The 12,582-nt window shown below is 72.2% G+C and carries 8 protein-coding genes; 2 read left to right on the plus strand and 6 right to left on the minus strand.

The window, feature by feature from the left end; genetic code table 11:
- Positions 1 to 336: 336 nt before the first annotated feature.
- The 3 genes from ABTY61_RS15380 to ABTY61_RS15390 form a co-directional block, all read right to left on the minus strand.
- The gene (locus ABTY61_RS15380) at positions 337 to 1,563 is read right to left on the minus strand and encodes a PP2C family protein-serine/threonine phosphatase (protein WP_350505460.1); all 1,227 of its coding nucleotides are present in this window, start codon (positions 1,561 to 1,563) and stop codon (positions 337 to 339) included.
- A 310-nt stretch (positions 1,564 to 1,873) separates the two neighbouring features.
- A complete protein-coding gene (locus ABTY61_RS15385) occupies positions 1,874 to 2,359 on the minus strand; it encodes a ribose-5-phosphate isomerase (protein WP_350505461.1) in 486 nt (161 codons plus the stop codon).
- 54 nt (positions 2,360 to 2,413) lie between these two features.
- Positions 2,414 to 3,013 carry a biotin transporter BioY gene (locus ABTY61_RS15390; RefSeq protein WP_350505462.1) on the minus strand — a complete coding sequence of 200 codons (600 nt, stop codon included), beginning with the start codon at positions 3,011 to 3,013 and terminating at the stop codon, positions 2,414 to 2,416.
- Positions 3,014 to 3,279: 266 nt separating this feature from the next.
- Between ABTY61_RS15390 and ABTY61_RS15395 the strand changes: the two genes are divergently transcribed.
- On the plus strand, positions 3,280 to 4,692 hold the full coding sequence (locus ABTY61_RS15395; protein WP_502895319.1) for an amino acid permease: 1,413 nt from the start codon (positions 3,280 to 3,282) through the stop codon (positions 4,690 to 4,692).
- 85 nt (positions 4,693 to 4,777) lie between these two features.
- Here ABTY61_RS15395 and ABTY61_RS15400 read toward each other — a convergent pair whose 3' ends face one another.
- Positions 4,778 to 5,452: a mycothiol-dependent nitroreductase Rv2466c family protein gene (locus tag ABTY61_RS15400; protein ID WP_502895320.1), complete on the minus strand. Its 675-nt coding sequence runs from the start codon at positions 5,450 to 5,452 to the stop codon at positions 4,778 to 4,780.
- 185 nt (positions 5,453 to 5,637) lie between these two features.
- Between ABTY61_RS15400 and pepN the strand changes: the two genes are divergently transcribed.
- Positions 5,638 to 8,202 carry an aminopeptidase N gene (gene pepN / locus ABTY61_RS15405; protein ID WP_350505464.1) on the plus strand — a complete coding sequence of 855 codons (2,565 nt, stop codon included), beginning with the start codon at positions 5,638 to 5,640 and terminating at the stop codon, positions 8,200 to 8,202.
- 108 nt (positions 8,203 to 8,310) lie between these two features.
- Here the strand turns inward: pepN and ABTY61_RS15410 are convergent, their stop codons facing one another.
- Both ABTY61_RS15410 and acnA read right to left on the minus strand, forming a co-directional pair.
- Positions 8,311 to 9,621: a glycoside hydrolase family 18 protein gene (locus tag ABTY61_RS15410; protein WP_350505465.1), complete on the minus strand. Its 1,311-nt coding sequence runs from the start codon at positions 9,619 to 9,621 to the stop codon at positions 8,311 to 8,313.
- A 166-nt stretch (positions 9,622 to 9,787) separates the two neighbouring features.
- The gene (acnA, locus tag ABTY61_RS15415) at positions 9,788 to 12,448 is read right to left on the minus strand and encodes an aconitate hydratase AcnA (RefSeq protein ID WP_350505466.1); all 2,661 of its coding nucleotides are present in this window, start codon (positions 12,446 to 12,448) and stop codon (positions 9,788 to 9,790) included.
- Positions 12,449 to 12,582 lie beyond the last annotated feature (134 nt).

A 12,582-nucleotide genomic window follows, 5' to 3' on the forward strand; every position in this document is an offset into this window, starting at 1 on the left:
CGCACGTGTCGCCCCCCATCCCCCGAATCCTGAACAGTCCCGCCCGGACTCAGTGTGGTCGACCGTGCCGATTGCGTAAAGGTCTGACAGTCAGCCCAACGCCGACATCCTGCGATGCGAGACGAGTTTCCGCCGACCGGGACGATAGCGGAGCCGTTCTGACGAATCGTCGGCGGGGCGGTGCTGAGCGGCCGGGAAACGCCCGGGGGCGGGGAGCGGAAGCCGCAGATCCGCTCAGCCGACGGGGCGCCCGATATGGCTGAAGATCAGCTGCCAGGCTTGACACGAGAGCCCTGCCGGTGGCATATGCGCCGATGGCACCTGACGAGGATCTGCTCAATCACGCCAGAGCAGCAGGACGGCGCGGTCGTCGTTGATGTCCCGGGCGACCGTCTCGATCAGCGCGGCCGCCGCGCCCGCGCCGCCGCCCGGGGCGCCGCCGGGGACCAGCCGGTCGGCCTCCCCCATCAGCCGGTCCATGCCCTCGGCGAGATCCCGGCCGGGCGCCTCGACCATGCCGTCGGTGCACAGCATCAGCACGTCGCCCCGGTTCAGCCGGCCGCGGACGCCGTCGAACTTGGCGCCGTCGTAGATCCCGAGCAGCGGGCCCTCGGCCTCCTTGACCTCCCAGCGCCCCTCGCCGGCCAGCCGCTGCATGCCGGGCAGGTGCCCGGCCGAGAGCAGTTCGTACTCGCCGGTGTCCAGGTCCAGCACCAGGTGGACGGCGGTGGCGAAGCCCTCCTCCCAGGACTGGCGGAGCAGGTAGCCGTTGGCGGCGGGCAGGAAGTCGTGCGCGGGCAGCGAGCCGACCAGGCCGCCGAAGGCGCCGGACAGCAGCAGCGCCCGCGAGCCCGCGTCCATGCCCTTGCCGGAGACGTCCGCGAGGACGACCTCCAGCAGCCGCTGGCCGGGGCCGGTGCGGGCGGCCACCACGAAGTCGCCGGAGAAGGACTGGCCGCCGGCCGGGCGCAGCGCCATGTCCGCGTGCCAGCCGGTCGGCAGCTCGGGCACCCGGCTCTGCACCCGCAGCCGCTCGCGCAGGTCGAACAGCATGGTGGAGCCGCCCCACCAGGGGACGCCGACCCGGGCCCGGAACTGGGCCAGCAGCAGGCCGCCCACCCCGGCGGCGCCGACCACCAGGGCCGCGCCGGGGGTCACGCCGTAGACGTAGGCCTCCGGGTTGTCGCTGGCGACCCGCTGGCCGGTGTGGATCACGGACTCGGCGGACAGCCCGAGGGCGGCCAGCGCGTAGAGCACCACCAGGCTGCCGGGGCGCAGCAGCAGGGCGCCGGCCAGGATCGGCAGGACCAGGGCGGTGGGCGGGGCCCAGTCCGGGATCCAGATGTTGAGCAGGATCATCAGCGGGACGAGCAGGGCCAGCGCGCAGAGCACCGGCCAGTCGGCGGCGCCGCCGCGGAAGTAGTCGACACCGGCCGTGCGCAGCCTTCGGCGGGCCCGGCGGAGCCTCTTGCGCAGCCGGGCCGTCACGGGGTCGGACGCCGGAGCGGCGCCGGGCCTCGTCGCAGTCGTCTGGGGCGATTCGCCCGGCGGTCTGCCAGCCATGGGGTCCGACCCTATCCACGGGTGCGGCCCGGCGTCGACGGCCCGGGGGCGGGCGGCGGCCCCGGCGCGCGGACCGCTCGGCGGGTTTCGGCCGATCGGGCCGGTGGCGGGCGCGCCGTCAGGAAGCGTGCGCCGGTTGAACATACGGAGCCCGCGGGCGGCGCGTGCGCCCCGCGTGCGGGGATGCCGGGTGCGCGGGGTGCTGTGGCCGATGCCACAGGTGCCGCCGGGGGCGACGCGAGCGACGACGGCCGGCCGCACCAGAGGGTGCGGCCGGCCGTCGCCACGGAAGAACGGACGGGTGGGTGGATCAGCCCTGGGGGTGGTGGGCCGGGATCGGCGGGAGCTCGCCGGTGGTCTCGTACTCGCTCAGCATCTCGATCCGGCGGGTGTGCCGGGCCTCGCCGCTGTAGGGGGTGTTGAGGAAGACCTCGACGAACTTGGTGGCCTCGTCCTCGGTGTGCATCCGCCCGCCGATGGAGATCACGTTGGCGTTGTTGTGCTGACGGCCGAGCTCGGCGGTCTGCACGCTCCAGGCCAGCGCCGCACGGACGCCCTTGACCTTGTTGGCGGCGATCGCCTCGCCGTTGCCCGAGCCGCCGATCACGATGCCGAGGGCGTCCGCGTCGGCCGCGGTGCGCTCGGCGGCGCGCAGGCAGAACGGCGGGTAGTCGTCCTCGGCGTCGTAGATGTGCGGCCCGCAGTCGACCGGCTCGTGGCCGGCCCCCTTGAGCCACTCCACGAGGTGGTTCTTCAGTTCGTATCCGGCATGGTCGGAGCCCAGGTACACGCGCATGCCATGAGTGTGGCATGCGGGTGCGCCCGGGCCCGACAACGGGGGGCCGGGGTCTCAGCGGCGGCCGAGCAGCTTCCAGGCGAGCGGCAGCGCACCGGCGGCGAAGGCGGCCTTGAGCGCGTCGCCGACCAGGTACGGGTAGAGGCCCAGCTCGGCGGCGCGGGCGAGGGGGACGTGCAGGCTGAACGCCAGGTACGGAACGCCGACGGCGTAGATGGCGAGGCTGCCCAGGACCATGGTGACGGCGGTGTTCACCGGGGAGCGGTCGGCCCCGCGGCGGGCCAGCGCGCCGGTCAGGGCGGCGGCGAGGACGAAGCCCAGCACGTAGCCGAGGGAGGGCATCGCCCAGCCGGAGGTGCCCTCGGCGAACCAGGGCAGGCCGGCCATGCCGGCCAGCAGGTAGAGCGCCAGCGAGGCGACGCCGCGGCGGGCGCCGAGCGCGGTGCCGACCAGCAGGGCGGCGAAGGTCTGACCGGTGACCGGCACGGGCGAGCCGGGGACGTTGACCGACAGCTGGGCGGCCACGCCGGTCAGCGCGGCGCCGCCGACCACCAGGGCCAGGTCGCGGACCTGGGTGCCGAGGCGGGTCGAGGCGGTGGGCAGCAGGTCGGCGAGGACGGCGCGGCGCGCTATCGGGGTGGTGGCAGTGGCCATCGGGGGATCCTCCGTGGGGTCCAGGTGAGTGAACACCTGTGAACCTACGTGGTGATCCACTGCGCCGATGCCACGGTTTCGGACAAAGCCCCGCCCGTGAAGCTTGTCGGAACCGGCCCCCGGCGACGTTCCGTCAATCCTGCGCCACGTACGGTCACCGCCCGGTCCGCATCGTGGGCCCACGGCGGACCTCGTTGGCATGAGCAGCGGGCGCCCCGGATATTGGACAGCTCATGCCGCATTCCGCACAGTCTGGATCCACCCCTATGGCCCCCACCTCCGCGCGCCCGGCGCCCGGGACCACCGAGGCTCCCCCGCCGTCCGGTGGCCAGCAGCTCAGCCACGGACTCAAGCAGCGCCACCTGTCGATGATCGCCCTCGGCGGCGTCATCGGCGCCGGCCTGTTCGTGGGCTCCGGCGCCGGCATCGCGGCCGCCGGGCCGGCGATCATCCTCGCCTTCACCCTCTCCGGCCTGCTGGTCATGCTGATCATGCGGATGCTCGGCGAGATGTCCGCCGCCCGCCCGGCCTCCGGCTCCTTCTCGGTGCACGCCGAGAAGGAGATCGGCCCCTGGGCCGGGATCACGGCCGGCTGGATGTACTGGGTGATGCTGTGCTGCGGCGTCGCCGCCGAGGCCACCGCCGCCGGGAAGATCGTCAACGGCTGGATACCCGGGGTCTCCGCCTGGGTCTGGGTCGCCCTGTTCATGGTCTTCTTCTGCGCCAGCAACCTCACCGCGGTGAAGAACTTCGGCGAGTTCGAGTTCTGGTTCGCCACCGTCAAGGTCGCCGCGATCATCGCCTTCCTGGTCATCGGCGGGCTCGGCGTCGCCGGGGTGATCGGCCCCGGTGCCCCCGGTGCCACCAACCTCACCGGCCAGGGCGGCTTCCTGCCCACCGGCGTCAGCGGGCTGATCGTCGGCCTGCTCGCCTCGGTCTTCGCGTACGGCGGCCTGGAGACGGTCACCATCGCCGCGGCCGAGTCCGACGACCCCAAGCGGAACGTCGCCAACGCGGTGCGCACCGCCGTGTGGCGGATCGCGATCTTCTACATCGGCTCGATGGCCCTGGTGGTCACCCTGGTCTCCTGGAAGGACCCGGCGGTCGTCGCCGACGGCCCGTACGTCACCGTGCTGCGCCACCTCGGGGTGCCCGGAGCCGGGACGATCATGGAGGCGGTGGTGCTGATCGCGCTGCTGTCCGCGATGAACGCCAACATCTACGGCGCCTCCCGGATGGCCTACTCGCTGGTCGGCCGCGGCCAGGGCCCCAAGGCGCTGGCCAAGGTCTCCGGCGGGGTGCCCCGCCGGGCCGTGCTGGCCTCCTGCCTGTTCGGCTTCGGCGCCGTGCTGGCCGCCAAGTTCTGGCCGGACACCGTGTTCACCTGGCTGATGAACACCACCGGCGTCGCGATCCTGGTGGTCTGGCTGTTCATCTGCATCGTCCAGCTGCGGATGCGCCGCCGGCTGGAGCGCGAGACGCCCGAGCTGCTCACCGTCAAGATGTGGGGCTACCCGTACCTGACCTGGGTCGCGATGGCCGCCGTGGCCGGCATCCTCGCGCTGATGACCACCACCGAGGGCAACCGCCGGCAGCTGTACGCGGCCGGGGTGCTGGTCGCGCTGCTCAGCGCGGCCGGACTGCTCAAGCAGCGGCGGGACGCGGCCGCCGCCCGCTAGGCACGACGCGGAAGGGCCCGGTACCGAGCCGGGCCCTTCCGCGTACCGGGGGCCGTGGCGTGCCGGGCCTTCGGCGTGCCGGGGCCTACTCGAAGGACGGGCCCGCCGTCCGGGTGCGCTTGATCTCGTAGAAGCCCGGGGTGGAGGCCACCAGCAGGGTGCCGTCCCACAGCCGGGCCGCGGCCTCGCCCTTGGGGGCCGGGGTGACCACCGGGCCGAAGAAGGCGACCCGGTCGCCGTCCGCGCCCTCGACCGCGATCACCGGGGTGCCGACGTCCTCGCCGACCAGGGTGATGCCCTCCTTGTGGGAGGCGCGCAGGGCCTCGTCGTACGCGTCGGTGTCCGCCGCGTCCGCCAGGTCGGCCGGCAGGCCGGCGGCCACCAGGGCGGCCTGGATCGTCTCCCGGTTCTGCGGCAGGCCCTGGTTGTGGAAGCGCAGGCCCAGCTCGGTGTAGAGCCGGCCCAGCACCTCCTCCCCGTGCTGCTGGGCGGCTGCGACGCACACCCGCACCGCGCCCCAGGCGTTGTCCAGCAGCTCGCGGTAGTTCTGCGGCAGGTCGCGGTGCTCGTTCAGCACCGACAGGCTCATCACGTGCCAGTTCACGTCGACCGGGCGCAGCTGCTGGACCTCGATCAGCCAGCGGGACGTCATCCACGCCCACGGGCAGGCCGGGTCGAACCAGAAGTCGGCGGTCTTGCGCTCAGCGGCAGTCGTCACTGGGTCTCGTCCTTCGTGAGGTGTTCCGAGGCTGCGGGGCATCGCCCCACCCGAACCCCAACACCCGCCCGCCGCCGCTGATTCCGGCTCCGGCGCGGCGGCCTGTGCAATGGTACCGGCCGGGCGGGCGTGAAAGGATGCCCCTGCGTGCGCGGGCCACAGACCGTGCGCGGGACCACAGCACCCACCCACGCACCACCGTGCGGGCCGGACAAAGGAGTACCGCCGTGCCGGGCAAGAACCTGAGCCGCGAGGAAGCACAGCAGCGAGCCGGCGTCCTGGCCGTCGACGGCTACGACGTCCGGCTGGACGTGACCTCGGCCCCCGACCCGGCGGCCGCGACGTTCCGCTCCACCACCACCATCGCTTTCCGCTGCACCCAGCCCGGCGCCGCCACCTTCCTCGACCTGCTGGCCCCCGCCGTCCGCTCGGTCACCCTCAACGGCCGCGCCCTGGACCCGGCCACCGCCTACGACGGCGCCCGGGTGCACGTCGACGGGCTGGCCGCCGAGAACGTCCTCACCGTCGAGGCGGACTGCGCCTACAGCCGCACCGGCGAGGGCCTGCACCGCTTCGTCGACCCGGCGGACGGCGAGACCTACCTCTACACCCACTACGAGCCGGCCGACGCCCGCCGGGTGTTCGCGACCTTCGAACAGCCCGACCTCAAGGCCCCGTTCACCTTCACGGTGACCGCCCCGGCCGCCTGGGACGTGCGCTCCAACGCCGTGCACGAGAACGTGACCGCCGAAGGCGACGCCCGCACCTGGGAGTTCGCGCCCACCAAGCCGATCTCCACCTACCTCACCGCCGTGGTGGCCGGCCCGTACCACGTCGCCACCGACCACTACAGCCGCGAACTCGCCGACGGCACCACCCTGGAGATCCCGCTCGCCGCGCTCTGCCGCCGCTCGCTCGCCCCGCACTTCGACGCGGAGGAGATCCTCGGCGTCACCAAGCTCGGACTCGACTTCTTCCACGAGGAGTTCGACTTCCCGTACCCCTTCGGCAAGTACGACCAGGCCTTTGTCCCCGAGTACAACATCGGCGCGATGGAGAACCCGGGCTGCGTGACCTTCAAGGAGGAGTTCGTCTTCCGCTCGAAGGTCACCGACGCCGCCTACGAGTCCCGTGCCAACGTCGTGCTGCACGAGATGGCCCACATGTGGTTCGGCGACCTGGTCACCCCGCGCTGGTGGGACGACCTGTGGCTCAAGGAGTCCTTCGCCGACTTCATGGGCTCCTACGGCCTGATCGGCGCCCGCACCCGGTACTCCTCCGCCTGGGTCACCTTCGCCAACCAGCGCAAGGCCTGGGCCTACCGGCAGGACCAGTTCCCCACCACCCACCCGATCACCGCCGACATCCGCGACCTCGAGGACGCCAAGCTCAACTTCGACGGCATCACCTACGCCAAGGGCGCCTCCGTCCTCAAGCAGCTGGTCGCCTACGTCGGTTCGGAGGCCTTCTTCGAGGGCGCCCGCCGCTACTTCAAGCGGCACGCCTTCGGCAACACCGAACTGGGCGACCTGCTGGGCGTGCTGGAGGAGACCAGCGGGCGCGACCTCAAGAGCTGGGCCGCCGCCTGGCTGCAGACCGCCGGCGTCAACGCGCTCACCCCGCAGGTCACCACCGACGCCGAGGGCCGGATCACCGAACTCGCCGTCCTCCAGGACGGCGACACCCTGCGCCCGCACCGGATCGCGATCGGCCTGTACGACCGGGACTCCGACGGCGCCCTGCTGCGCACCGGGCGGATCGAGCTGGACGTCACCGGCGCCCGCACCGTCGTCGCCGAGGCCGTCGGCCGCCGGCGCCCGGACCTGGTCCTGCTCAACGACGAGGACCTGACCTACTGCAAGATCCGCTTCGACGCCGACTCGCTGGAGACCCTGCGCACCGGCCTCGGCGACATCCGCGACGAGCTGGCCCGGGCGCTCGCCTGGTCCGCGGTCTGGAACCTCACCCGGGACGGTCTGATGCCGGCCCGCGACTACGTCGCCCTGGTGCTGCGCTTCGCCGGCCAGGAGGGCAACATCGGCGTGCTGCAGTCGCTGCACGCCCAGTCCAAGACCGCCGTCGACCTGTACGCCGCCCCCGAGTGGCGCGCCGAGGGCGCCCGCCGGCTCGCCGACGGCGCCTTGCGGGAGCTGCGCGAGGCCGTCCCCGGCAGCGACCACCAGCTCGCCTGGGCCCGCTTCCTGGCCCAGACCGCGGGCGGCGCCGAGCACCTCGGCCTGGTCCGCGGCCTGCTGGCCGGCAGTGCCCGGATCGACGGCCTGGAGGTCGACCAGGAGCTGCGCTGGTCGCTGTGGCTGGCCCTGGCCGCCGCCGGACAGGCCGGCGACGAGGAGCTCGCCGGCGAACTGGCCGCCGACAACACCGCCGGCGGCAAGCGCCAGTACACCCAGTGCCTGGCCGCCCGGCCCACCCCGGAGGCCAAGGCCGCCGCCTGGTCGGCCGTGATCGACTCGGACGAGCTGCCGAGCGCCCTGGTCGAGGCCAACAGCGCGGGCTTCGCCATCCCCGCCCAGCGCGACCTCACCGCCCTCTACGCGGCGCCGTACTTCAAGCTGCTGGAGCGGGTCTGGGCCGAGCGGACCATCGAGATCGCGATCCGGATCGTCGGCGGCTTCTTCCCGATCGCCCAGACCGACGCGCAGACCCTGGCCGAGGCCGACGCCTGGCTGGACGGCCACCCGCAGGCCGCGCCGGCACTGCGCCGCCTGGTGCTGGAGCGCCGGGACGACCTGGCCCGCGCCCTGCGGGCACAGGCCTGCGACCAGGCCTGACGCGAGGCCTGACAGCAGGCCTGACGCCGCCGCGAAGGGGCCCGCCGGATCCGTTCCGGCGGGCCCGTACCGGGGTCGGTCCCGGCGGATCGGCCCCGGCGGGCCGGGTCAGTCCCGGCGCAGGCCGCGGTCCAGGGCGGCGATCGCGCTGCCCCTGGCGTCGTCGCCGTCCAGCGACCAGACCATCACCCCGGCCAGGTCGTTCCAGCGCGCGTAGCGGGCCTTCTCGGTGAGCACCTCGGCGGTGTCGTAGCTGTAGAAGGTGGTGCCGTCGTACTTCCAGGACGCGCCGTGGTCGCGGTCCACGTACACCCGGCCGGGCAGCGCGTCGAGCTCGGCGTAGGAGTGGTCGGGGGCGGCGGCGCCGGCGCTCTGGTAGAGGCCGCCGCGCCGACCGGGGGCGACGCCGGTCCAGCCGTGGCCGTAGAGCGGGGCGCCGAGGACGAGCTGCTCGGAGGGCAGGCCGCGGTCCTGGTAGTGGGTGACGGCGCTGTCCGCGGAGCGCTGCCGGGTGTCCGGGTCGGCGGGGTCCGAGTAGAGGTTGGCCTGGTGGTTCGCCGGGCCCTTGCCCTCCCAGGGGCCGTGCAGGTCGTAGGCCATCAGGCTGAGCCAGTCCACCGACCGGCTCAGCGCGGGCAGTTCGAGCCGGTCGGCGACCGTCTCGTTGGCGGCGACGGCGGCGGTGAGCAGGTAGTGCTTGCCCTTCCGGCCGCTCAGCGCGTCGAGTTGGCGGCGGAACTCGGCCATCAGCAGGGTGTAGTTGCGGCCGTCCTCGGGGCGGACCACGTTGCCGGCGTCCCCGCCGCCACCCGGGTACTCCCAGTCGATGTCGATGCCGTCGAAGACGCCGGCGGCCGCGCCCGCGCCGCCCTCCGGGGAGCCGGGCAGGACCGGGAGGTCGCCCTTGAGGTAGAGGTCGATGCAGGAGGAGACGAACTTCTTGCGGGCGGCGTCGGTGGCGGCCGCGTCCGAGAAGTACTTGGACCAGCTCCAGCCGCCGAGCGAGATGACCGCGCGCAGCTGCGGGTTCTTCGCCTTGAGCTTGCGCAGCTGGTTGAAGTGGCCCTTGAGCGGCTGGCCGGGGGCGTCGGCGACGCCGTCCACCGAGTCGGCGGCGGAGAAGGTCCGCTGGTAGTCGTCGCGGGCGTCGCCCTGGCCGGAGTCGTTGCCCTCGAAGCAGGTGCCGTCCGCGGAGACGTTGCCGAAGGCGTAGTTGACGACGGTGAGCCTGGCGGCCTGGCCGGAGTCCTGGACCCGCTTGGCGGAGCTGTCGGCGCCCCACTGGGTGAAGTAGCCGACCCGTTGGCCCTTCAGCCCGGGCCCGTGGTGGCCGCGCTCCGCGGCGTTCGCGGCGGTGGGTGCGACGAGCAGGGCGGCGACGGTGGTGGCGGCGAGCAGCGCTGAGGCGCGAGTGGGCATACCGGACCCGTTCTCTGAGGCGGCGTCAAATGGTCTGGACCAGATGGCACAGAGGTTTAGTCCATCGACGGCCGGCCGCACAAGGGGGCGTCGGCATCCGGTGCGCCGTGCAGAAGGGGCCGGACCGCGGTGGGCGGTCCGACCCCTTCGGGCACTAGCGCGGAGCTCAGCCGATGAGCGAGCGCAGCACGTACTGCAGGATGCCGCCGTTGCGGTAGTAGTCCGCCTCACCGGGGGTGTCGATGCGGACGACCGCGTCGAACTCCTTGTCGGCCGCACCGTCACGGGTGGCCTTGACCTTGACGGTCTTGGGGGTGCGACCCTCGTTGAGCTCGGTCACGCCGGTGAAGGAGAAGGTCTCCTCGCCGGTGAGGCCGAGGGACTCGGCGTTCTCGCCCTCCGGGAACTGCAGCGGCAGGACGCCCATGCCGATCAGGTTCGAGCGGTGGATGCGCTCGTAGGACTCGGCGATGACGGCCTTGACGCCGAGCAGCGCGGTGCCCTTGGCGGCCCAGTCGCGGGACGAGCCGGAGCCGTACTCCTTGCCCGCCAGGACGACCAGCGGGACGCCGGCGGCCTGGTAGTTCTGCGAGGCGTCGTAGATGAACGACACCGGCGCGTCGGCCTGGGTGAAGTCGCGGGTGTAGCCGCCCTCGGTGCCCGGCGCGATCTGGTTGCGCAGGCGGATGTTGGCGAAGGTGCCGCGGATCATGACCTCGTGGTTGCCGCGGCGCGAGCCGTAGGAGTTGAAGTCACGCTTCTCGACACCGTTGGCGGTCAGGTACTGCGCCGCCGGGGTGCCCGGCTTGATGTTGCCGGCCGGGGAGATGTGGTCGGTGGTGACCGAGTCGCCCAGCTTGGCCAGGACGCGGGCACCGGCGATGTCGGTCACCGGGCTCGGGGTCTTGGCCATGCCCTCGAAGTACGGGGGCTTGCGGACGTAGGTGGACTCGGTGTCCCACTCGAAGGTGTTGCCGGTCGGGACCGGGAGCGACTGCCAGCGGTGGTCGCCGGCGAAGACGTCCTGGTAGCCCTTGTCGAACATGGCCTCGTCGATGGAGCCGGCGACGGTCTCGGCGACCTCCTGCTCCGACGGCCAGATGTCGGAGAGGAAGACGTCGTTGCCGTCGGCGTCCTGGCCCAGGGCGTCCTTGGTGATGTCGACGTTCATGTTGCCGGCGAGGGCGTAGGCGACCACCAGCGGCGGGGAGGCCAGGTAGTTCATCTTGACGTCGGGGTTGATCCGGCCCTCGAAGTTGCGGTTGCCGGAGAGCACCGAGACGACGGCCAGGTCGGACTCGTTGACGGCGGCCGAGACCTCCTCGGGCAGCGGGCCCGAGTTGCCGATGCAGGTGACGCAGCCGTAGCCGACCAGGTTGAAGCCCAGCTTCTCCATGTACGGGAGCAGGCCGGCCTTCTCGTAGTAGTCCATGACGACCTTGGAGCCGGGCGCCAGGGTGGTCTTGACCCAGGGCTTGACGTGCAGGCCCTTCTCCACGGCCTTCTTCGCCAGCAGGGCGGCGCCCAGCATGACGGAGGGGTTGGAGGTGTTGGTGCAGGAGGTGATCGAGGCGATCACGACCGCGCCGTTGTCGATCTCGTAGGTCGAGCCGTCGGGGGCGGTGACGGCGGTCGGCTTCGAGGCCTCGGCGGAGTAGGTCGGCAGCGCCTCGGCGAACTTCTCGGCGGCCTCGGCCAGGATCACGCGGTCCTGCGGGCGCTTCGGGCCGGAGATCGACGGGACGACGGTGGAGACGTCCAGCTCCAGGTACTCCGAGTAGACCGGCTCGTGCGCCGGGTCGTGCCAGAGGCCCTGCTCCTTGGCGTACGCCTCGACCAGGGCGAGCTGCTGCGCATCGCGGCCGGTGAGCTTCAGGTAGTTGATGGTCTCGGCGTCGATCGGGAAGATCGCGCAGGTCGAGCCGAACTCCGGCGACATGTTGCCGATGGTGGCGCGGTTGGCCAGCGGGATGGAGCCGATGCCGTCGCCGTAGAACTCGACGAACTTGCCGACCACACCGTGCTTGCGCAGCATCTCGGTGATGGTCAGGACCAGGTCGGTGGCGGTGGTGCCGGCCGGCAGCTCGCCGGTCAGCTTGAAGCCGACGACGCGCGGGATCAGCATGGAGACCGGCTGGCCGAGCATCGCGGCCTCGGCCTCGATGCCGCCGACGCCCCAGCCCAGCACGCCCAGGCCGTTGACCATGGTGGTGTGCGAGTCGGTGCCGACGCAGGTGTCCGGGTAGGCCTGGCCGCCGCGGACCATGACGGTGCGGGCCAGGTGCTCGATGTTCACCTGGTGGACGATGCCGGTGCCCGGCGGGACGACCTTGAACTCGTCGAAGGCGGTCTGGCCCCAGCGCAGGAACTGGTAGCGCTCCTTGTTGCGGCCGTACTCGATCTCGACGTTCTGGGTGAACGCGTCCTTGGTGCCGAACTTGTCGGCGATGACCGAGTGGTCGATGACCAGCTCGGCCGGGGCCAGCGGGTTGATCTTGGCCGGGTCGCCGCCCAGCTCCTTGACGGCCTCGCGCATGGTGGCCAGGTCGACCACGCAGGGGACGCCGGTGAAGTCCTGCATGATCACGCGCGCGGGCGTGAACTGGATCTCCTGGCTCGGCTGGGCGTTCTCGTCCCAGTTGCCGAGCGCGCGGATGTGGTCGGCGGTGATGTTCGCGCCGTCCTCCGTGCGGAGCAGGTTCTCCAGCAGCACCTTGAGGCTGTAGGGCAGCCGCTCGGAACCCTCGACGGCGGAGAGCTTGAAGATCTCGTACGACTCGTCGCCCACCTGCAGCGAGCTGCGGGCTTCGAAGCTGTTCGCGGACACGACTGACTCCTTCTGGGTGCTTCGTGCGATATCCGGCCGCCACGCTGGTAAGGTCAGCCTTACTTGGACTGACCTCGCCGCATCGCCGGGCGCGCCCCTCGGCAAGTATCTTGATGTCGAGATATATCGTAAGG

The sequence above is a fragment of the Kitasatospora sp. NPDC096128 genome, from assembly GCF_040303105.1.
GTDB lineage: Bacteria > Actinomycetota > Actinomycetes > Streptomycetales > Streptomycetaceae > Kitasatospora.